Here is a 20,059-nt window from a genome sequence, read left to right on the forward strand (position 1 = left end):
ATCGTTTCGCGGAAACGGTGAACTGCTCTATCCTTTGTGGCTGACGCAATTCCGGACGGAAAACCGTCGCGCACTTTTCCTGGAATTGTTTACGTCGGATTTACTGAACGAGCAGCAGCGAGCCGTCCTGGACCTGGTATTTCTGCAACCGCTGCAGGAAGCTCATGCCGATCAGGTTGGTCTGCAGCGCCCTGTCGTCGAGCACCATCGCCTGGACGTTATCGACCGAGATCTTGCCGATCTGCAGGCGGTCGACAGTCACCACGGCGGCCTTTACCGCGCCGTTGGCGGTGTTCACCTGTCGATTGAAGTCGGACGGATTGAGCGAGACGCCTATCCTGCGCGCCGTCGAGGTGTTGATGGCGACCAGCGTCGCGCCGGTGTCGATCATGCCATCGATCTGGCGGCCATTGAGCTTGAACTGCGACGTGAAGTGGCCGCGCGCATCGGCGTTGACCAGCACCTGGCGGCCGAGCGGCATCGGCGCGGCTGGTTTGTTCGGGACCGAAGCGAGATTGACCAGGGGCTGAGCCTCCGGGGCTGCCGGCTGCGGGGCGACGACCGATTCCAGGAGCCCGTCCACCAGATGCGGGTTAGCCTGATAGACGATCGGAATAGAAGCCGAAGTTCCGGCAAAGATGCCGAGGATGAGAAGCTTGCGCAGCATGGATGCCCCTAAAGCGTTTTCACCGTTTCACGAAAACATTGAACCGCTCTATCCCTTTGGTTTGGAGCAATCCCGAACGGAAAACCGCTTCACACTTTACTGGAATTGCTCCCGAAGGCAGCATCCCTAAACCCGGCATGGTGTGCACGACTTTAACGCGTGCGGGAACCGCAAGCTTGCGTAAACGGCCGGTTAAAAAGGGCGCTCACTTTGTGCCGTACATGCGGTCGCCGGCGTCGCCGAGGCCCGGCATGATGTAACCCTTGTCGTTCAACTGCCGGTCTATCGAGGCGGTGAAGATCGGCACGTCCGGATGCGCCTTGGTGAAGCGCTCGATGCCTTCGGGGGCGGCAAGCAGGCAGAGGAAGCGGATGTTGGTGGCGCCGCGCCCCTTCAGCTTGTCGATCGCGGCGATCGCGGAATTCGCGGTCGCCAGCATCGGATCAACGACGATCACCAGGCGGTCGGCAAGATCGCTCGGCGCCTTGAAGAAATACTCGACCGCTTCAAGCGTCTCGTGGTCGCGGTAGAGGCCGATATGGGCGACGCGTGCAGCCGGCACCAGGTCGAGCAGGCCCTCGAGCAGGCCGTTGCCGGCGCGCAGCACCGAAGCAAAGACCAGCTTCTTGCCTTCCAGCGTCGGTGCCTCCATCTCCTCGATCGGCGTCTCGATCATGGTCGTGGTCAGCTCGAGATTGCGGGTCACCTCATAGCCGAGCAGCAGCGAAATCTCGCGCAGCAGCCGCCGGAAGCCGGCCGTCGAGGTCTCCTTCTTGCGCATGATGGTCAGCTTGTGCTGGACGAGGGGATGGTCGACGACGGTGACGCCCTGCATGATGTGCTCCGACTGGTTCGGGATAGTAGTCAGTAGTGAGTAGTGAATAGTGAGCCGATTTGCGAGTCCTCGCCTCGGGGAAAGCTCCTGCCTTCAACCGCTCTATGCGCGCTCGGCCAAATGCATAACTACTGACTACCGACTACTCCCCTACTCACTCACCGCACCTTCGCGTCCAACCGGCTCAGCAGCATCGCCTTGGTCTTCTTGTCCACGAAGGCCGCTTCGATAGCCGTCCTGGTGATGCCGGCGAGCGCCTTGTCGTCCATGCGGAAATGCTCGGCGGCGATATCGTATTCGCGCTTCAGCGAGGTCCAGAAGTAGGGCGGGTCGTCGGAGTTGAGCGTCACCTTGCAGCCGGCTGCGCGCAGCGCCGGAAAGGGATGGTCGGCGAAGCTGTCGAATACTTTCAGCGCGATATTGGAGCCCGGGCAGCATTCCAGCACCACGCCTTCGGCGGCGATGCGGCGGACCAGGTCCGGATTCTCGATGGCGCGAACGCCGTGGCCGATGCGGGAGGGGCGGATGTGGTCGAGAGCCGCCGCCACACTTTCCCAGCCCATCAACTCGCCGGCATGGATGGTGATGCCGAGGCCCGCCTCGCGCGCGATCTCGACGGCGCGCACATAGTCCTCGAAATCGCCGATGCGCTCGTCGCCGGCGACGCCGAAACCGGTCACCAGCGGATGGCCGCAGCGTGCCGCGAAGCGCGCCGCCTGCTCGATCGCCTCGACCCCGACATGGCGCACGCCGGTGACGATCATGCGGCCCTCGATACCGGTCTTGGCCTTAGCGCGGGTCATGCCTTCGCCCAACGCATCCGTATAGGCTTTTGGCGACAGGCCGGCCTTCTTGGCATGGTCCGGCGAGGTGAAGATCTCGGAATAGATGGCGCCATCCCGGGCGAGGCTGGTCAGATAATAATCGGCGAGGCGGGCATAGTCCTCTTCCGTGCGAAACAGGTCGGAAGCGAAATCGTAAGCCGCGAGAAACGAGGTGAAGTCGTGCCAGACGAACGAGCCGTCCTGGATGTAGGGCGAAGGGTCCTTGCCGTATTTGCGGGCCTGGCCGACGACGAGCTCGGGCGCCGCCGCCCCTTCGATGTGGCAGTGCAGTTCGGCCTTCAAAATCATGCGGTCATCCCGTCCGATGTGGTGCTCTCGCGCAGATTCTGGCCGGAAAATCATGCGGGGCCTTTCCCTGCCGGGTTTTGAAGGCGCGGCCGAAAACCGCGCCTTGGACAATAGCGTCGGCACCATCGATCGGCTATGGTCCCGCCGGTTTTATGGCGGATCAAAATAATGTCGGTTGAGAGAACCACGGCCGCGGGCGGCATGGAAACCTCCTATGGTTTCAGGAAGGTCGGGGAAGGCGAGAAGCAGCCCCTGGTCAATGACGTCTTCCATAAGGTGGCCAATCGATACGACCTGATGAACGATCTGATGTCGGCCGGGTTGCATCGGTTGTGGAAGGACGCGATGGTCGCCTGGCTGAATCCTCCCAAAAAGGCAGGCTGGAAGGTGCTCGATGTTGCCGGCGGCACCGGCGATATCGCCTTTCGCATCATCGAGGCCAGCCAGCACCAGGCCCATGCCACGGTGCTCGACATCAACGGCTCGATGCTGGCCGTCGGCCGCGACCGCGCCGAGAAGCTGGGGCTTGCCGCAAACACCGACTTCGTCGAGGCCAATGCCGAGGAATTGCCGTTCGAGGACGACAGCTTCGATGCCTATACGATTGCGTTCGGTATACGCAACGTGCCGCGCATCGAGGTCGCTCTTGACGAAGCCTATCGGGTGCTGAAGCGGGGCGGACGGTTTCTGTGCCTGGAGTTCTCCGAGGTTGACATGCCGCTGCTCGACAAGGCCTATGAGGCCTGGTCGTTTAACGCCATCCCCAAAATCGGCAAGGCGGTGACCGGCGATGGCGAGCCCTATTCCTATCTCGTCGAATCGATCCGCAAGTTCCCCAATCAGCAGAATTTCGCAGCAATGATCACCCGCGCCGGCTTCGACCGCGTCACCTTCCGCAACTATTCGGGCGGCATCGCCGCCCTTCATTCCGGCTGGAAGCTTTGAGGCGCGGCACCTTGCAGCAGGCCGCTTTGAAGCAGGCAGAGCTATGAGCAGCGTCGCTGCCGCCTTCAGGCTCGCCAGGGCCGGCTGGGTGCTGGTCCGCGAGGGCGTCGTCGCGGCGCTGCCGGGCGAAGAGCTTTCCGGAATGCCGAAATTCGGCTGGCGCGTGGCGCGGCTTTTCACCCGCCGCCGGGCGCTGAGCTATCAGCGGGGCGACAGGCTGGCGCGGGCGGTGGTGCGGCTCGGACCTTCCTACGTCAAGCTCGGCCAGTTCCTGGCGACGCGGCCCGATGTCGTCGGCAACGACATGGCGCTGGACCTCGCGCTTTTGCAGGACAAGATGCACACCTTCCCGAAGGCGGCGGCGATCCATGCGATCGAAGCCTCGCTCGGTCGCAGGATAGATGATCTCTATTCGAGTTTCGGCGAACCGGTGGCGGCGGCCTCTATCGCGCAGGTGCACGGCGCCGAAATCGTACGCGAGGGTAGCGCTTCGCAGGTGGCGGTGAAAGTTATCCGGCCCGGCGTGCGGCATCGCTTCTTCCAGGATCTCGAAAGCTATTTCCTTGCCGCCCGCCTGCAGGAGAAATACATCCCCGCGTCGCGTCGCCTGCGCCCGGTCGAGGTGACCGAGACGCTGGCACAGACCACCAGAATCGAGATGGATCTGAGGCTCGAGGCAGCCGCGCTTTCGGAACTCGGCGAGAACACCAAGGACGATCCGGGCTTCCGCGTGCCGGCGGTCGACTGGGAGCGGACCGGCCGCGATGTCCTCACCATGGAGTGGATCGACGGCATCAAGATGAACGATCTGGCCGGCCTTGCCGCCGCCGGTCACGACCTCAAGGCGATCGCCGCCAATCTGGTCCAGTCGTTCCTGCGGCACACGTTGCGCGACGGCTTCTTCCATGCCGACATGCATCCGGGCAATCTGTTTGTCGAAGCCAACGGCACCATCGTCGCGGTCGATCTCGGCATTGCCGGCCGGCTCGGCAAGAAGGAGCGACGCTTCCTCGCAGAGATCCTCTACGGCTTCATCGTGCGCGATTATCAGCGCGTCGCCGAGGTGCATTTCGAGGCGGGCTACGTGCCGCGCCAACACAATGTCTCGGCCTTTGCGCAGGCGATCCGCGCCATCGGCGAGCCGATCCACGGCCAGTCGGCGGAGACCATCTCGATGGCGAAGCTGCTGACGCTGCTGTTCGAAGTCACCGAGCTGTTCGATATGGCGACGCGGACCGAGCTGGTGCTTTTGCAGAAGACCATGGTGGTTGTCGAAGGCGTCGCCCGCACGCTCGATCCGGCCTTCAACATGTGGAAGACGTCCGAGCCTGTGGTCAGCGACTGGATCGCGGGCAATCTCGGCCCGCGCGGCATGCTCACCGACGCGCGCGACGCGGGCAGAGCCCTTGTGTCGCTGGCAAGGCAGGCGCCGGATCTTGTGGCCCGCACCGAGCGGCTGTCGCGTGAGATCGATTTGATGGCGGAAAACGGCCTGCGCTTCGACGAAGCGACCGCGCGCGCGATAGGCAGGGCGGAAGCGCGCCACACCCGCTCCGGCCGCGTGGCGCTGTGGGTGATCGCGCTGACGCTGATCTACATAGCGTGGAAATTGCTCTGACCCCCACACGGCTTGTTACCGATTGATTGCATTGCTATCATTGCAAGCGCTACCTCATGCGAGTGCAATCACATGGCCAGCATCACGATCCGCAATCTGGATGACGAGGTGAAGGACCTGCTCCGGCAACTCGCGGCCGAAAATGGCTGCTCGATGGAGGAGCAGGCACGAGCGATGATACGCGCCGCGGTCGAAGGCCGGGCAGGGCAGGCCGACCGCATCGGTCAGATCGAAGAAAAGCTGCGTGCGCTGACAGGCTCAAAGGAGCAGGCGGCGCCAGTTGTCACCGCATCCGCGAAATCAGTTTCGCGAGGCTCGCTCTCCGGAAAGCGCATCCTGCTCATTATCGGCGGCGGCATCGCGGCTTACAAGGCGCTCGATCTGATCCGACGGTTGCGCGAGCGAGGCGCTTCGGTGCGGGTGGTGATGACGTCGGCCGCGCAGGAATTCGTCACCACGCTGTCGGTCGGCGCGCTTTCGGCCGACCATGTCTTCACCGAGCTGTTCGACCGCAATGACGAGCACGATGTCGGCCATATCAGGCTGTCGCGCGAGGCCGACCTGCTGGTCGTTGCGCCGGCAACCGCGGACCTGATGGCGAAGCTCGCCAACGGTCATGCCAACGACCTTGCCTCGACGGTGCTTCTGGCCACCGACAACAAGGTGCTGATGGCGCCGGCGATGAACCCGAAGATGTGGGGGCATCCGGCAACGCGGCGCAATCGGGCCACCTTGCAGAAGGACGGCGTCGCCTTTGTCGGCCCCGCCAAGGGCGAGATGGCCGAAAGCAACGAAGCGGGCGAGGGCCGCATGGCCGAGCCGCTGGAGATCGTCGCCGCGATCGAGGCGATGCTCGACGAGAAGCCGAAACCGCTTGCCGGGCGCCGGATCATCGTCACCTCCGGTCCGACCCATGAGCCGATCGATCCCGTGCGCTACATCGCCAACCGCTCCTCGGGCAAGCAGGGCCATGCCATCGCGGCCGCCTTGGCTAAGCTCGGCGCCGATGTCAGGCTTGTCTCCGGCCCGGTCACCGTCGCCGATCCGGCCGGTGTTGCGACCATTCACGTCGAAACGGCCGCGCAGATGAAGCAAGCGGTCGAACGCCTGCTGCCGGCGGATGCCGCCGTGTTCGTCGCGGCGGTTGCCGACTGGCGCACGGAAAACGCCGCCGGCGAGAAGATCAAGAAAGTGGCGGGCAAAGGCCCGCCTTCGCTGCAGATGGTCGAGAACCCCGACATCCTGGCCGGCATCGGCCATCACGTTCAGCGGCCCGGACTCGTCGTCGGCTTTGCCGCAGAGACACAGGACCTCATCGCCAATGCCGAGGCGAAGCTCAAGAAAAAGGGCGCGGACTTCATCGTCGCCAATGACGTTTCGCATGAAAGCGGCATCGGTCCATCCGGCGTGATGGGCGGCGACCGCAACAAGGTGCGCATCGTCTCCAGGACCGGCGTCGAGGAATGGCCGGAAATGGGCAAGGACGAAGTGGCGGCGCGGCTCGCCGCGCTGATTGCGGAGCGGCTGCAGCAGACTGTCGTCGTCTGAGACCGAGCGGCAAGCCGGCGCTTCGGCCGCGGCCGCCCTGACATCCCCGTCAACCCGCTGCCAATCTCGCGCGGTTTGTCGCTGAAAATATCCTCAGCGCCGCCAGGCAGCCGAACACGCCGAGGGGCACGAAGGCCAGAAACAGCCAGCCGGCGACGCCTGCGGCCGCTTCACGGTTCAGGCCTTCCGAGAAGCCGCTGGCATTGGCGACGATGCCGGCAAGCGCTGCGCCTACCGCATAGCCGATGCGCTGCATGGTCGGCACGGCGGCCGAGGCGATGGTCTGCTCACCGTCGCGGGCCGAGGCGACGATGACGCGCGTGAGGAAGGGCCAGCAAACGCCGAAGCCGCCGCCCTGCAAAAGGGCGCAGAGCAGGATCAGCGGGATCGAGCCTGCCGGGATTGTGTAGGCGAAGCCGGCGAGGCCGGAGGCGATCATCAAGGCGCCGACGACGATGATCAGCCTCTCGCGCTCCAGCGGTGCATTGGCGATGAGGATCGACAGGATCGACCAGGCGATCGATTCTGCGGCGATGATGTAGCCGGTGGTCAGGATCGGAATGCCGTGCAACGTGGTCAGAAGCAGCGGCCCGTAAATAGTGAAGGTGCAGGTCGCCACGGAGAAAGCCGCAACCATCGTCATGCCGCTGCCAAGCGGCGAGCGCCATGAAAACAGAGGCGACGGGAAGAGCCGGGATTGCGGTCTAAGCGCATCCACGCGGAAGAAAAGCGCCAGGCCGGTCAGGCCGAGGAAGAGGAGCAGCGACGAGCGCAACAGGGCGATATCGATGCCGGCGGCGGCGATCAGCACGACGCTGAGGGCGAGACAGGCAAGCGCGGGATAGGGAAAGGGCGGTGCCCTGCCGCCGCTCGCCTGCGGCTTCCTCGCTTCAGGCGTGTCGAGCACGACGAAGCTTGTCAGCGCCATCGCCGCGCCGCCGAAGGTGAATACGCCGAAAGCCCAGCGCCACGACAGGAATTCGGTCATGAGAGCGCCGAGCATCGGGCCGCTGAAGGCGGCGACGCCCCAGATCGCGGACATGATGCCGAAGAGCTGCGGCCAGATGTTGCGTGGAAACAGGCGCTCGACCGAGACGAAGGCCAGAGATACGAGCGCGCCGCCGCCAAGCCCTTCGATCAGACGCCCGATGAGGAACAACGGCATGGAAGGCGCCGCGGCGCAGATCAGCGCACCGGTCGCATAGAGCAGGGCCGCGACCATCATGTTGGAGCGCAGGGCGACATAACTGACCAGCCGGCCCGCAGCGGCGCCGGCGACGATCGCGCCGAGCTCGTAGATCGCCAGCGACCAGCCGACCAGCTGGACGCCCGCCAGTTCGCCGACCATGGCCGGCATCACCGTCGCCACCATTGTTTCGTTGGTGGCATGCAGCAGGATGCCGAGGCTGACGAAGCAGAAGCGCGCCAGATCGCCGCTCGCCCACAGCGCCCGCCAATCCACCCTCTTGCTGGCCACCTTGTTGCCGCTCGCTGCCGTCACGCCGATCTCCTGCTTGTTTTGCGCACCTCATCCGCGTTGCGAACGAGGGGCAAGATCCAGTTCGGCAGGGCTTGTAGAACCTCAAGCGCAGTTGAGCTCAAGAGGCTTTTTCGCGGATTTCGAGGCAAGCCACCATTTGCGTCGAAGCGATCCGGCTTTCCAAAGCACTCGGCCCGGAACAGATGTTCCGGGCCGAGTGCGGCGCAATGAATTTGAAAAGCCGAGGGCTCACTTGTAGGAGTGGACGAGGTCCAGCGACGCCACGGTGACGGCCAGGTTGAGGCCGGTCTGTGCCTGGACGCTGAGCGGCTCCAGCATGAAGGCGCTGTTCAAGCCGCCGACCAGGACGTTGGCGCCGCCGCCGGTCACCACGCTCGCCTCGGCGTTGACGCCGTAATAGCTGCCAGCGAGATCGCCCGCATCATGGCTGCGGGTGGCGGCAAGCACCGCCCAGACGAGCTGGCCCTGATGCGTCTTGCCGACGTCGACGCCGAGCTTGGAGATCATCCCGGTGTAAATCTCGGCCGGGCCGTGATGGGAGGGGCGGAAGACGCAGGAGATGCCCTTGTTCGACGTGATGACATAGCCGACACCGCCGTCGATGGTGCAATCGAGCGTGCCGAGCCGGAGCGTGCCGGCGCTGACCGGAGAAGCGAGGACCGTGGCGGCAAGCGCGGCAGCGGCACAGGCAAGTGTCTTGATCATTGGAAAGTCCCTTTCGCGAAAATCTCGGCCCCGGCTTAAACGATCGAGGTGCACGGAGCGTTCCGCCGAAACTTTGACGCGAACATGGCAAGGGTTAACGCATTGCCCTGGGCGGTTAACGGATCGCTATCGGCGTCTCCGCAGCGCATCATCGCGGCCGCCGGCGGCGACCGGAAACGACGCCTAGGCGCCGTGCAATACACCCTTCCGGCGTCGGCTTGATCAGCTGGCGTTGCCGCCGGTGCGCGACAGACCGTCCTTGGCCGGCTGGTAGTTGGGGTCGAGGTGGACAGCCTCGCGGTAGGACTTCGCGGCCCTTCCCTTGTCGCCGCGCTTTTCGTAGATCAGCGCCTGGTTGGCCCAGGCCTCGGCGTTCTTGCCGTCGAGCTTGATGGCCATGTTGAAGTCGGAGAAGGCGTTGTCCTCGTCGCCTGTCGCCAGATAGGAGAGGCCGCGGCCGTTGTAGGGTTCGGCGGCGTCCGGCGCCAGCGAGATCGCGGTCGAGAAATCCTCGATGGCGAATTTGTGCTGGCCCTGGCTCTGATAGATCAGGCCGCGATTGTGGTAGGCGCGGGCATCGGTGGTGTCGAGCTGGATCGCCTTCTGGAAGTCGTTGAAGGCATCCTGGGTGCGGCCCGCCTTGCGGTAGAGATTGCCGCGGCCGATATAGGCTGCGTCGTAGTTGGCGTTGATCTGGATCGAGCGGTTGTAGTCGGCCAAAGCGGCTTGCTGATTGCCGAGGAAGCGCTGGATCAGCGCGCGGTTCGAATAGGCCTGGTAGAAGTTCGGATTGAGCTGGATCGCCTGGTTGAAGTCTTTGAGCGCCGCCTGGTACTGGCCGCCGCGGCCATAGGCCGAGCCGCGCACGTTATAGCCCTCGGGATCCTGCGGATTGCGCTGGATGACCGCCGAAAGCGAGGAGATGTTCTCGCTCGACGCCTGCGCCTTGTCGATCGAGTTGAACTCACCCGTCGGGGTCGTCTGGCATGCTGCAAGCGTCAGACCCGAAAGCAGGGCCGCCGTCAGGGCGAAGCCGCGAAAAGCGGTTTTGCGCTCCACGGTAATTGCGTTCATCTTTGTCCTCACTGCCGCAGCGCCGTCAGTCCGTTCCCTCTCCGAACCGGCTCCAATACATAAACAAAAAGGTGGCGGCGATTCCGCATCGCGCCACCTTCGGTATCCTTCGAAAAGGACGAAAAATAGGCGTTATGAGCGCGGCGAGCGCGATGCGCCGGCGGCACCAGCCGGAGCCGGGCGCGGGGTCATCGGCAGCAGGCCTTCGCGCTGGGCGCGCTTGCGGGCCAGCTTGCGGGCGCGGCGCACGGCCTCGGCCTTCTCGCGGGCACGCTTCTCGGACGGCTTCTCGTAGTGACCGCGCATCTTCATTTCGCGGAAAATACCTTCGCGCTGCATCTTCTTCTTCAGCGCGCGAAGCGCCTGATCAACGTTGTTATCGCGGACGAGTACCTGCACGGGCAATCCTGTCTTCGGGTTTGAAATCATTAGGCAAACAGCCATAGCTGACATGCCTCCGCGGCGAATTGCACCGCGAATTGTGGCGGCTGATAGCAGAATCAGGCTGGGATGTCCACCTCCGATTGCGCGAACGGCGATCAAAAACCCGAGCGCTGCGCGCGCATGTTTGCTCGCGCTACGCGGTCGCCAGATGGTGGCGCGCAAAGTCCTCGAAAAACTCACCATAATCGCAGGTGATTTCCTCGCCTGCAGCGATGTCGCGAATGGCTGTGGCGCCGCCATACTGCGAGAAATCCGTGTTCGGCCGCTCCGAATGGTTCATGAAGCGGCCATTGTCCACCTCATAAACCATGAAGCCGGGCTTGTCCGGGCTCGGATAGGCATAGCGGTCGAGCAACTCGCGCAGATGCGGCGGCGCCGCCTCATATTTATCCATCGGGATCAGCCGGTCGAAATCCGGATCGAGGCGCCAGATCGAAGCGCCCTTACGGATCGGCTCGGCGGCGAAGACCCCGACCCCTTCGATGGCGCTCTGGGCAACATAGGTTCTGATCAGCAGCATCGTTCCGGTCCGATTTCGACGGAAACGAAAATCGTCAAAATGAACGGGAATGCAAGGCCGCATCGCCAACATTTTGGCGGATGGGCATGTCTGTCGTCTGCCAAAATAGATCATGTCCGGTTGATCGAGACACCGCCATCGGCAAACAGCGCGGTTCCGGTGGTGAAGCTCGACGCATCCGAGGCAAGGTAAAGCGCGGAGCGGGCGATCTCTTCCGGCTGCGCCATGCGCTTCAAAGCATGAATCCCTTCGACGAAAGCGCGCGCCTCGGGCGTGGTCGTGGTTGCGCCGGGCGTGTCGGTGCCGCCGGGCAGCAGTGCGTTGACGCGCAGCCCTTGCGGACCGTATTCGGCAGCGAGCACTTGCGTCAGGCCGATCAGTCCGGCCTTGGCAGCGGCGTAGGCCGCCATGCCCGGCATGCCGGCGGTGTAGCCGACGAAGCTCGAGGTGAAGATCAGGGAGCCGCCGCCGCGCTCCAGCATGGCCGGTATCTGGTGCCTTGCGGCGAGGTAGGCGCTGGTCAGATTGGTGTCCATCGTCGAGTGCCAGGTGGCTGGCGCTATATCGGTCACCGGTCCCATCACGCCGACGGCGCCGGCATTGTTGAAGGCGATGTCGAGGCCGCCAAACCTTGCGACGGCGAATTCGACGAGCGCCTTCGCATAGGCCTCCTCCCTCACATCGCCGGCAAGCGCAGCTGCCGTGCCGCCGGTCGCTTCGATCTCGCCGACGAGCACGTCGAGCTCGGCCTGACGCCGAGCCGCGACGACCAGGGATGCGCCTTGCTCGGCAAACAGTTTGGCGGTGGCGCGGCCGATGCCGGAGCTCGCGCCGGTGACGATGGCGACCTTGTTTGTAAGGGTGAACATGTCTTTGCATCCTTCCTCTCTACCGGGCTTGCCGGTGGTTGGATGCTTGGTCGCAGATGAGGATTACGGCGGCCACCCGAAACCGGCAAAGGCGCCATTGCCCTACTGCCGCAACAGCCAAGCCAACCGATCCAGCGAGAAGGCGTAGCTGAAGGCAATCAGCAGAGCCATAACGATGCCAATGGCCGCGTGACCGATCAGATAGAATCCCGCGGCGCCGCCGCACAGGATGACGAGTTCCAGCGCCAGCCTGAGGGCGCCGGGCACAGGCACCGGAGCTCGACCCGACCGGCTCGGATCATTGAGCACGGCGAAAGTGCCCCACAGCACCGCCGCGACGAGCGGCAAGGCGACGGCAAGAATCCAACGGCTTAAACCGACAGCAAAGCTCCAGCCGACCATGCCGAGCCCAAGCAGCGCTGCAAGTTCCAGCAGGAAGCGCAGGGTCAGATTCCACCAGGCATTACCCATTGTCGTCCTCCAGCATCACGCGGCAGGAGTGTCGCCGAACGGAATCTCGGAAGCCAGAGCAGACGCTTCGTTTTGACCGTGGCGCAAAACGGCAAGCGCCGTCGCAAACAGCGCAAGGATGACATCGCGGTTTCGCTAGTGATACACCTCGCGTGACGGGAGAGGCCCGAACGACATCCGCGATTTTTGGCGCGAGGCTTAACGTGAAGAAATACTCGGTATTCGCCATTGCCCGCGAGGCGATGCGCGGCCACAGAGGCTGGGAAGAGCAGTGGACGTCGCCCGAGCCGAGGAAGGAATACGACGTCATCATTGTCGGCGCCGGCGGACACGGCCTGGCGACGGCCTATTATCTGGCGAGCGAGCACGGCATCACCAACATCGCGGTGCTGGAAAAGGGCTGGCTCGGCGGCGGCAACACCGGCCGCAACACCACCATCATCCGCTCCAACTACCTCTATGACGAAAGCGCCGGCATCTACGACCATGCGCTGAAGCTGTGGGACGGGCTCAGTCAGGAACTCAACTACAACGTCATGTATTCGCCGCGCGGCGTCATGATGCTGGCGCACAACGTGCATGACGTCCAGGTGTTCAAGCGCCACATCCATGCCAACCGCCTCAACGGCATCGACAATGAATGGCTGACGCCGGAACAGGCGAAGGAATTCTGTCCGCCGCTCAATATCTCCAGGGAGGCGCGCTATCCGGTGATGGGTGCGGCGCTGCAGCGCCGCGGCGGCACGGCGCGTCATGACGCGGTCGCCTGGGGCTATGCGCGCGGCGCTTCGGCGCGCGGCGTGCACATCATCCAGAATTGCGAGGTCACCGGTATCAAGCGCGCGGCCAATGGCGCTGTGAGCGGGGTAGAGACGACGCGCGGCTTCATCGGCGCCAAGAAGGTCGGCGTGGTCGCCGCCGGCCATTCCTCCGTCATCATGAGCATGGCGGGCGTGCGCATGCCGCTCGAAAGCTATCCGCTGCAGGCGCTGGTGTCGGAGCCGGTCAAGCCGGTGGTGCCCTGTGTGGTGATGTCGAACACGGTGCACGCCTATATCTCGCAGTCGGACAAAGGCGAGCTGGTGATCGGCGCAGGCACCGACCAGTATGTCTCGTATTCGCAAACCGGCGGCCTGCACATATTGCAGCACACGCTCGACGCCATTTGCGAGATGTTCCCGATCTTCACCCGCATGAAGATGCTGCGCTCCTGGGGCGGCATCGTCGACGTGACCCCCGACCGCTCGCCGATCCTGGCGAAGACGCCGGTCAAGGGGCTCTACGTCAATTGCGGCTGGGGAACGGGCGGCTTCAAGGCGACGCCCGGCTCGGGCAATGTCTTCGCGCACACGATCGCGAGGGACGAGCCGCACCCGATCAACGCGCCCTTCACGCTCGAGCGTTTCCGCACGGGGCGCCTCATCGACGAGGCCGCCGCGGCGGCGGTGGCGCACTGATGACGGCTCAGCCGATTTGCTTTCACTTAGCCGGCCCGTGTGCCGGTCACGGCAAGTTTTAGGATCACCCAGATGCTTCTCATCCGCTGCCCCTATTGCGAGGAAGAGCGCCCGGAACTCGAGTTCCGCAATGCCGGCGAGGCGCATATTGCGCGCCCGACCAACATTGCCGCCGAGAGCGACGACGATTTCGAGAAATTCTTCTTCATCCGCGCCAACCCCAAGGGCGTCATCTATGAGCGCTGGCGGCACATCCATGGCTGCGCCCGCTTCTTCAACGCGGTGCGCGATACGGTCACCGACAGGTTCGTCATGACCTACAAGGCCGGCGAGCCGAAGCCCGCGAAGCTGCCCGGAGCCTCAAAATGAACGCCGCCTTCCGCATTTCCGGCGCCGGTCGCCTCAGCCAGGCGAAGACTGCCTCCTTCAGCTTCGACGACAAGCCGTATATCGGCATCGAGGGCGACACGCTGGCCTCGGCGCTGCTCGCCAACGGCGTGCACCTGGTCGGCCGCTCGTTCAAATATCACCGTCCGCGCGGCTTCCTGTCGGCCGGCGCGGAAGAACCCAACGCGCTGGTGCAGATCGTGCGCGACGATGCGCGCAAGACGCCGAATGTGCGGGCGACAGTGCAGGAGCTCTATGACGGGCTGACGGCCAACTCGCAGAACCGCTGGCCGTCGCTTGCCTTCGACGTCGGCGCCGTCAACGACATCGCATCACCGATGTTTTCGGCCGGCTTCTACTACAAGACCTTCATGTGGCCGAAATGGGCCTGGAAGGATCTCTACGAGCCGAAGATCCGCGCTGCCGCGGGCCTCGGTGTTTCGCCGGACAAGCCGGATCCCGACCACTATGCCGCGCGCTACGCGCATTGCGAGGTGCTGGTGCTGGGCGGCGGCGCCGCCGGCATCGCGGCCGCGCTCGCCGCGGCCGAAACGGGCGTGCGGGTGATCCTCGCCGACGAGCAAGCCGAATTCGGCGGCAGCCTGCGCTTCGAGAGCGGCGCCAGGATCGACGGCCAGGACGGCTATGCGTGGGCGCAAGCGGCGATCGCGAAGCTCAAGGCGATGGACAATGTGCGCGTGCTGTCGCGCACGACCGCCTTCGGCTATTACGCGCAGAACTTCGTCGGACTGGTCGAGCGGGTCAGCGACCATCTCAAGAGCCCGGGCCGAGAGCTTGCGCGCGAGCGCCTGTGGCAGGTTCGCGCCAAACGCGTCGTGATCGCCACCGGCGCCATCGAGCGCCACATGGTCTTCGCCAACAACGACCGTCCGGGTGTGATGCTCGCTTCAGCGGCGCGCACCTACCTCAACCATTATGGCGTCGCGGTCGGCAGGAATATCGGCGTCTATACGGCCAACGATTCCGCCTACGCCGCCGCGATCGACCTCAAGAAGGCCGGCATCAACATCGCGGCGATCGTCGACCTGCGCGACAACCCGGCCGGACCGGTGATCGACGAGGCGAGGGCGCTCGGCATCGAGATCAATTTTGGCCGCGCGGTGGTCAGCGCCGGCGGCAAATTGCGTGTGTCGTCAATGAGCGTGCAGCCGAAGAATGGTGGCGGCGAGCGGACCATCCCGGTTGACGCGATCCTCATGTCGGCCGGCTGGACGCCATCGGTGCATCTGTTCTCGCAATCGCGCGGCAAGGTCGCCTTCAACGACGAGACCAAGCGCTTCGTGCCGGGCACCTACGCGCAGGACTGCGTCTCGGTCGGCGCCTGCAACGGTACCGACGGGCTGGCCGCCTCAGTTGACGAGGCTTACGCGGCGGGCGCCAAGGCGGCGAAGGAGGCCGGTGGCAAGGTTGGCAAGGGCGCCAAGCCCAAGGTCGACGCCGGCGAGAGCTGGTCGCGCGGTATGTTGGGCGCCGCGCCCGGTGCCGGCCCGGGCACGACGGTCAAGGCCTTTGTCGATTTCCAGAACGACGTCACTGCCAAGGACATCCGCCAGGCGGTGCATGAAGGCATGCACTCGATCGAGCACGTCAAGCGCTTCACCACCAACGGCATGGCGACCGACCAGGGCAAGACGTCGAACATGCACGGCCTGGCGATCGCCGCCGAGACGCTCGGCAAGCCGATCCCGCAGGTCGGCCTCACCACCTTCCGGGCACCTTACACGCCGGTGACGTTCGGCTCGATCGTCGGCCACGCGCGCGGCGCCTTGTTCGACCCGACCCGCCGCACGGCAACGCATGGCTGGGCCGCGTCGCATGGTGCGGTGTTCGAGGATGTCGGCCACTGGAAGCGCGCCTGGTTTTTCCCCAAAGCGGGCGAGGACATGCATGCCGCCGTCGACCGCGAATGCGTGACGGTGCGCAAGGCCGCCGGCCTGTTCGACGCCTCCACGCTCGGCAAGATCGAGGTGGTCGGGCCGGACGCGGCGAAGTTCATGGAACTGCTCTACACCAATCCCTGGGAGAAGCTCGAAACCGGCCGCTGCCGTTACGGCATCATGCTGCGCGAGGACGGCTTCATCTATGACGACGGCGTCGTCGGCAGGCTGGCGCCGGACCGCTTCCACGTGACGACGACCACCGGCGGCGCGCCGCGCGTCATGAACCACATGGAGGATTACCTCCAGACCGAGTTCCCGCATCTCAATGTGTGGCTGACCTCGATCACCGAGCAATGGGCTGTCATTGCCGTGCAGGGGCCCAAGTCGCGCGACATCATCGCGCCGCTGATCGAGGGCATCGACATGTCGGACGAAGCGATGCCGCATATGTCGGTGCGCGAGGGCAAGATCTGCGGCGTGCCGACAAGGCTGTTCCGCATGTCCTTCACCGGCGAGCGCGGCTTCGAGGTCAACGTGCCGGCCGATTACGGCGAGGCCGTGTGGGAAGCGCTGTGGGCCGAAGGCCAGAAGCATGGCGCGACCGCTTACGGCACCGAGACGATGCACGTGCTGCGCGCCGAAAAGGGCTACATCATCGTCGGCCAGGATACCGACGGCACGGTGACGCCGAACGATGCAGGACTCGACTGGGCGGTCGGCAAGAAGAAGACCGATTTCGTCGGTATCCGCGGCCTGACCCGGCCGGACCTTGTAGCCAAGGGCCGCAAGCAACTGGTCGGCCTGAAGACCAAGGACCCGAAGGTCGTGCTGGAAGAGGGCGCGCAGATCGTTGCGGACCCGAAGCAGGCGATCCCGATGAAGATGATCGGCCACGTCACCTCCAGCTACTGGTCGGAGAATTGCGGTCGCTCGATCGCGCTGGCGCTCGTCGCCGGCGGCCGCGACCGCATGGGCCAGACGCTCTATGTGCCGATGCCGAACGGCACGATCGAGGTGGAAGTCACCGGCATGGTGTTCGTCGACGAGAAGGGAGAACGCCTCAATGGCTAAGGCCGCTGCCAAGACAAAAGCCGCTGCTGCTTCCACCTCCGTTGAGCGTCGGCCCGCGCTTGCCGGCCGCACGCTGTCGGCGCCGGGCGTCAAGGTCGAGATGCTGCCGCCGGCTGAACGCATCTCGCTGCGCGCCCCCCAGGCTTCCCTTGCAGCGCTTTCCAAGGCGCTCGGCCTCACGCTGCCGACAAAGCCCAAGACTTCGGCGACCAAGGACGGGCGCACGGCGCTGTGGCTCGGGCCCGACGAATGGATGATCATCGACGAGGCGGGCAAGGATCCGCTCGCCGATTGCGCCAAGGTGACAATGCTGCATTCGGCGGTCGGCATCTCGCACCGCAATGTCGGGATTTCCGTTGTCGGACCTGCCGCCGCGGCGACGGTCAATTCGGGTTGTCCGCAGGACCTATCGCTCGAGGTTTTCCCGGTCGGTGCTGCCTCGCGCACCATTCTCGGCAAATCCGAGATCGTGCTGCTGCGCAGCGCGGCCGATGCATTCCGGGTGGAATGCTGGCGTTCCTTCTCGGACTATGTCTTCACTCTGCTGTCGGAAGCGGCGGTCGACGCGGCGAACTGAGCTTCGCGGCGTCGGTTTCAAGGAACCATCGCCAGTCCATGTCGTTTCTGCGGCTTGCGAGGGAGATTGCCGATGCCGTCCAAATCCGCGCCGAAGTCATCCAAGAAGACAGCTGCAGTCCGCTCGCTGGAGCAGGAGCGGCGCCACCAGGTCGAGGAAGAGGAACTCGAGGAAGGCCTCGAGGACACATTTCCCGCCAGCGATCCGGTATCGATCACCAGCACTTCCATCCCCGGCGGACCGGCAAAGCAGAATAAGGCCAGGACCGCGGCAGGAACGAAACCGCGCAAGAAATAGGCTCGAGCAAGTTCTCAGGGGCGCGGGCAGAAACGAAAAAGGGCGGCCAAATGCCGCCCGTTTTCGTTCGAAGTCTTGCCAATAGTGCTCAGAGGCCGGGCACGAACCATGGGCTGACATCGATGCCGAGCCGCGGGCTCTTCGTCGTCTTGTTGGCGTCGGCCTTTTCCACCGAACCGGTCGAGGTGCAGTCGAGCTTCGCGCTGGCGTTGGTCGGAGCGCAAGCCGCGGGGGCATGCTTGGCCGGCTGGCTTGCGCCAGCGAAAGCGGTACCCGAGAAAGCCAGCACGGTGGCGAGAGCAAGGATGGTCTTCTTCATTTTCCGTCTCCAGGCAATCTTTTCGTACATGTACGATACGGCGTACAAATACGGTTAATGAAGTCGGAATTCAAGGAGGAATCTGTACGTGTACGACAAATTTTTTTGAACACAGGAATTCGGCGCCGCAAATCAAGCGAATCGATGCGAGCCGACGATCAAAGAGATCAGCAGTTGACGGGCGTTGCGGTCAGCGGCGGAATATCCTGCGCCTGCAACCCCGCCAGCGTGAAATCGCACATGCGCTTCACATAGGCCTGGGGGTCACCGAACGGATAGAAGGGGAAGGTGATCAACAGCGAAATCGTACCGTGGCCGACGGTCCACAGCATGGTGGCGATGGCGCGCGGGTCGCCCTTGAGCTTGCCGGCGGCCACGCACGCCTCGACCCGGCTTATCAGCACCTTCATGGCCGGATTGCCTTCTTCCATGTCCGCGTAGCTGCGTCCTTCAGGCAGCTTGGTCTTCTCGGTCATGAAGACGGTGCGATATTCGTTGGGGTTGCCGAGCCCGAAAGCCGCGTATTCGGTCATCACCGCCTTGAGCGCCTCGACCGGATCGTCCGCGGGGTGCTCCTCGATGCGACGGGCGAGCGTTTCGAAGGCGTCTTCGGCCAGCGCGAACAGAATGTCCTGCTTGTCGGCGAAATAGGAATAGACCGACATCGGCGCGTAGCCGACCCGCTTTGCCAGCTTGCGGATGGTCAGGCCCTCATAGCCTTCTTCCTGGACCAGCTTGTGAGCCGCCGCGACCAGTTCGGAGCGAAGCTCCGCCTTCTGTTTTTCGCGGCGTTTCTGAACGCTCAGCGCCAATATACGCCTGCCTTTGTGATTGGTTGCCTGACGAAATTATATACGCTGTACGGAAACGGACAAGAGCGCCCCCGGTTCCCTTGCGTGCGCTCTGCGTTTTGACGCAATTGCGGATGGAACCGCTAAGGTACTTTCCTGAAATTGCTCAGATCGCGCCAATGCCGCCGTCGAGCGCCAGAGCGTGGCCGGTCATGAAGGAATTGGCCGGGTCGGCGAGGAACAGGATGCCGGTGGTGATCTCGTCGACTTCGCCGACACGCTTCATCGGCACGCCGCGCGTGAGCTCGGCCATCGCTTCGGCTTCGGGCGCTCCGGTGGAACGCACGAAGCCGTCGACCATCGCGGTGCGGGTGTGGGCCGGGCAGACCGCGTTGATGCGTATTCCCTTGCTGGCATATTCCACGGCGGCCGAACGCGTCAGCCCGACGACACCGTGCTTGGCGGCTGCATAGACCGAAAGCTTCGGCGCGCCGGAGAGTCCGGCGACCGAGGCGATGTTGACGATGATGCCGCCCTTGCCGCTTTCCTTGAATTGCCGTTCCAACCGAGGAATCTGGTGCTTCATGGCGTAGAAAACGCCGAGCAGGTCGACCTCCACCACGCGGCGCGCTTCCTCCGAGGTGACCTGCGGCAGGCGCACGAAGGAGTGGACAATGCCGGCATTGTTGACGGCGATGTCGAGCCGGCCGAACTTTTGAACGGCAAGCTCCACAAGATCCTCGAGAGTTTTTCGTCGGCGATGTTGCCGGCAAGGTGAGCGGTCTCGGTGTCGAGCGTTGCGGCGAAACTTCCGAGCGCAGCCTCGTCGAGATCGGAGAGCACCAGCCGTGCCCCTTCCGCGGCGAAGGCCTTTGCCGCGCCGCTGCCGAGACCGCCGGTCGCGCCGGTGATCAGCACCGTCATCCCAT

20 protein-coding genes and 1 pseudogene are annotated in these 20,059 nt (G+C 64.1%); 8 read left to right on the forward strand and 13 right to left on the reverse strand.

Annotated elements, in window-relative coordinates:
* Positions 1 to 100: 100 nt before the first annotated feature.
* The 3 genes from LB552_RS07885 to LB552_RS07895 all read right to left on the reverse strand — a co-directional run bounded on the left by LB552_RS07885 (position 101) and on the right by LB552_RS07895 (position 2,635).
* Positions 101 to 667: a TIGR02281 family clan AA aspartic protease gene (locus tag LB552_RS07885; protein ID WP_224603479.1), complete on the reverse strand. Its 567-nt coding sequence runs from the start codon at positions 665 to 667 to the stop codon at positions 101 to 103.
* 205 nt (positions 668 to 872) lie between these two features.
* Complete coding sequence (gene upp / locus LB552_RS07890) at positions 873 to 1,502, reverse strand: uracil phosphoribosyltransferase (protein WP_027165262.1); 630 nt, start codon at positions 1,500 to 1,502, stop codon at positions 873 to 875.
* Between the two features lie 158 nt (positions 1,503 to 1,660).
* Positions 1,661 to 2,635, reverse strand: a complete 975-nt coding sequence (locus LB552_RS07895; protein ID WP_224603483.1) for an adenosine deaminase — start codon at positions 2,633 to 2,635, stop codon at positions 1,661 to 1,663.
* Positions 2,636 to 2,803: 168 nt separating this feature from the next.
* Between LB552_RS07895 and ubiE the strand changes: the two genes are divergently transcribed.
* From ubiE to coaBC, 3 genes are all read left to right on the forward strand, one after another.
* A complete protein-coding gene (gene ubiE, locus LB552_RS07900; RefSeq protein ID WP_224603485.1) occupies positions 2,804 to 3,580 on the forward strand; it encodes a bifunctional demethylmenaquinone methyltransferase/2-methoxy-6-polyprenyl-1,4-benzoquinol methylase UbiE in 777 nt (258 codons plus the stop codon).
* A 43-nt stretch (positions 3,581 to 3,623) separates the two neighbouring features.
* Positions 3,624 to 5,198 carry a 2-polyprenylphenol 6-hydroxylase gene (ubiB, locus tag LB552_RS07905; protein WP_224603488.1) on the forward strand — a complete coding sequence of 525 codons (1,575 nt, stop codon included), beginning with the start codon at positions 3,624 to 3,626 and terminating at the stop codon, positions 5,196 to 5,198.
* A gap of 72 nt (positions 5,199 to 5,270) precedes the next feature.
* Positions 5,271 to 6,746: a bifunctional phosphopantothenoylcysteine decarboxylase/phosphopantothenate--cysteine ligase CoaBC gene (gene coaBC / locus LB552_RS07910; protein WP_224603491.1), complete on the forward strand. Its 1,476-nt coding sequence runs from the start codon at positions 5,271 to 5,273 to the stop codon at positions 6,744 to 6,746.
* A gap of 49 nt (positions 6,747 to 6,795) precedes the next feature.
* On the opposite strand, the gene LB552_RS07915 is transcribed toward coaBC, so the two are convergent.
* The 7 genes from LB552_RS07915 to LB552_RS07945 form a co-directional block, all read right to left on the reverse strand.
* A complete protein-coding gene (locus LB552_RS07915) occupies positions 6,796 to 8,247 on the reverse strand; it encodes an MFS transporter (protein WP_224603494.1) in 1,452 nt (483 codons plus the stop codon).
* A gap of 228 nt (positions 8,248 to 8,475) precedes the next feature.
* Positions 8,476 to 8,952, reverse strand: coding sequence for a DUF992 domain-containing protein (locus LB552_RS07920; protein ID WP_224603497.1), 477 nt, complete (start codon positions 8,950 to 8,952; stop codon positions 8,476 to 8,478).
* Positions 8,953 to 9,174: 222 nt separating this feature from the next.
* Entirely contained in the window at positions 9,175 to 10,026 is an 852-nt protein-coding gene (locus LB552_RS07925) for a tetratricopeptide repeat protein (RefSeq protein WP_224603499.1), read from the reverse strand.
* 132 nt (positions 10,027 to 10,158) lie between these two features.
* Complete coding sequence (gene rpsU, locus LB552_RS07930; RefSeq protein WP_027165252.1) at positions 10,159 to 10,425, reverse strand: 30S ribosomal protein S21; 267 nt, start codon at positions 10,423 to 10,425, stop codon at positions 10,159 to 10,161.
* Positions 10,426 to 10,603: 178 nt separating this feature from the next.
* A complete protein-coding gene (locus tag LB552_RS07935; protein ID WP_095766271.1) occupies positions 10,604 to 10,990 on the reverse strand; it encodes an SET domain-containing protein in 387 nt (128 codons plus the stop codon).
* A 110-nt stretch (positions 10,991 to 11,100) separates the two neighbouring features.
* A complete protein-coding gene (locus tag LB552_RS07940; protein ID WP_224543451.1) occupies positions 11,101 to 11,859 on the reverse strand; it encodes an SDR family oxidoreductase in 759 nt (252 codons plus the stop codon).
* A gap of 102 nt (positions 11,860 to 11,961) precedes the next feature.
* Entirely contained in the window at positions 11,962 to 12,330 is a 369-nt protein-coding gene (locus LB552_RS07945) for a YrdB family protein (protein ID WP_224603501.1), read from the reverse strand.
* Between the two features lie 203 nt (positions 12,331 to 12,533).
* Here LB552_RS07945 and LB552_RS07950 point away from each other — a divergent pair, with 203 nt between their 5' ends.
* The 5 genes from LB552_RS07950 (at position 12,534) to LB552_RS07970 (ending at position 18,020) form a co-directional block, all read left to right on the forward strand.
* Positions 12,534 to 13,787 carry a sarcosine oxidase subunit beta gene (locus LB552_RS07950; protein WP_224603503.1) on the forward strand — a complete coding sequence of 418 codons (1,254 nt, stop codon included), beginning with the start codon at positions 12,534 to 12,536 and terminating at the stop codon, positions 13,785 to 13,787.
* Positions 13,788 to 13,859: 72 nt separating this feature from the next.
* Positions 13,860 to 14,156: a sarcosine oxidase subunit delta gene (locus LB552_RS07955; RefSeq protein WP_140541913.1), complete on the forward strand. Its 297-nt coding sequence runs from the start codon at positions 13,860 to 13,862 to the stop codon at positions 14,154 to 14,156.
* On the forward strand, positions 14,153 to 17,146 hold the full coding sequence (locus LB552_RS07960) for a sarcosine oxidase subunit alpha (protein ID WP_224603505.1): 2,994 nt from the start codon (positions 14,153 to 14,155) through the stop codon (positions 17,144 to 17,146). The genes LB552_RS07955 and LB552_RS07960 overlap by 4 nt, the downstream gene beginning before the upstream one ends.
* A complete protein-coding gene (locus LB552_RS07965) occupies positions 17,139 to 17,723 on the forward strand; it encodes a sarcosine oxidase subunit gamma (protein WP_224603277.1) in 585 nt (194 codons plus the stop codon). The genes LB552_RS07960 and LB552_RS07965 overlap by 8 nt, the downstream gene beginning before the upstream one ends.
* 72 nt (positions 17,724 to 17,795) lie before the next feature.
* Positions 17,796 to 18,020 (forward strand): hypothetical protein, encoded by a 225-nt coding sequence (locus tag LB552_RS07970; RefSeq protein ID WP_224603507.1) that lies wholly within the window; start codon positions 17,796 to 17,798, stop codon positions 18,018 to 18,020.
* A gap of 88 nt (positions 18,021 to 18,108) precedes the next feature.
* Here the strand turns inward: LB552_RS07970 and LB552_RS07975 are convergent, their stop codons facing one another.
* The 3 genes and pseudogenes from LB552_RS07975 to LB552_RS07985 form a co-directional block, all read right to left on the reverse strand.
* Positions 18,109 to 18,339: a DUF680 domain-containing protein gene (locus LB552_RS07975; protein WP_224603509.1), complete on the reverse strand. Its 231-nt coding sequence runs from the start codon at positions 18,337 to 18,339 to the stop codon at positions 18,109 to 18,111.
* Between the two features lie 167 nt (positions 18,340 to 18,506).
* Entirely contained in the window at positions 18,507 to 19,151 is a 645-nt protein-coding gene (locus LB552_RS07980; RefSeq protein WP_224603511.1) for a TetR/AcrR family transcriptional regulator, read from the reverse strand.
* A 145-nt stretch (positions 19,152 to 19,296) separates the two neighbouring features.
* Positions 19,297 to 20,054: pseudogene (locus tag LB552_RS07985) on the reverse strand (SDR family NAD(P)-dependent oxidoreductase).
* Positions 20,055 to 20,059: the final 5 nt, after the last annotated feature.

It is taken from the genome of Mesorhizobium sp. CA7, assembly GCF_020165015.1.
GTDB lineage: Bacteria > Pseudomonadota > Alphaproteobacteria > Rhizobiales > Rhizobiaceae > Mesorhizobium.

Coding starts and splice junctions, on each gene's coding strand:
- LB552_RS07885 (WP_224603479.1), bottom strand. CDS start 667: ATGCTGCGCAAGCTTCTCATCCTCGGCATCTTTGCCGGAACTTCGGCT.
- upp (WP_027165262.1), bottom strand. CDS start 1,502: ATGCAGGGCGTCACCGTCGTCGACCATCCCCTCGTCCAGCACAAGCTG.
- LB552_RS07895 (WP_224603483.1), bottom strand. CDS start 2,635: ATGATTTTGAAGGCCGAACTGCACTGCCACATCGAAGGGGCGGCGGCG.
- ubiE (WP_224603485.1), top strand. CDS start 2,804: ATGTCGGTTGAGAGAACCACGGCCGCGGGCGGCATGGAAACCTCCTAT.
- ubiB (WP_224603488.1), top strand. CDS start 3,624: ATGAGCAGCGTCGCTGCCGCCTTCAGGCTCGCCAGGGCCGGCTGGGTG.
- coaBC (WP_224603491.1), top strand. CDS start 5,271: ATGGCCAGCATCACGATCCGCAATCTGGATGACGAGGTGAAGGACCTG.
- LB552_RS07920 (WP_224603497.1), bottom strand. CDS start 8,952: ATGATCAAGACACTTGCCTGTGCCGCTGCCGCGCTTGCCGCCACGGTC.
- LB552_RS07925 (WP_224603499.1), bottom strand. CDS start 10,026: ATGAACGCAATTACCGTGGAGCGCAAAACCGCTTTTCGCGGCTTCGCC.
- LB552_RS07935 (WP_095766271.1), bottom strand. CDS start 10,990: ATGCTGCTGATCAGAACCTATGTTGCCCAGAGCGCCATCGAAGGGGTC.
- LB552_RS07940 (WP_224543451.1), bottom strand. CDS start 11,859: ATGTTCACCCTTACAAACAAGGTCGCCATCGTCACCGGCGCGAGCTCC.
- LB552_RS07945 (WP_224603501.1), bottom strand. CDS start 12,330: ATGGGTAATGCCTGGTGGAATCTGACCCTGCGCTTCCTGCTGGAACTT.
- LB552_RS07955 (WP_140541913.1), top strand. CDS start 13,860: ATGCTTCTCATCCGCTGCCCCTATTGCGAGGAAGAGCGCCCGGAACTC.
- LB552_RS07960 (WP_224603505.1), top strand. CDS start 14,153: ATGAACGCCGCCTTCCGCATTTCCGGCGCCGGTCGCCTCAGCCAGGCG.
- LB552_RS07965 (WP_224603277.1), top strand. CDS start 17,139: ATGGCTAAGGCCGCTGCCAAGACAAAAGCCGCTGCTGCTTCCACCTCC.
- LB552_RS07970 (WP_224603507.1), top strand. CDS start 17,796: ATGCCGTCCAAATCCGCGCCGAAGTCATCCAAGAAGACAGCTGCAGTC.
- LB552_RS07975 (WP_224603509.1), bottom strand. CDS start 18,339: ATGAAGAAGACCATCCTTGCTCTCGCCACCGTGCTGGCTTTCTCGGGT.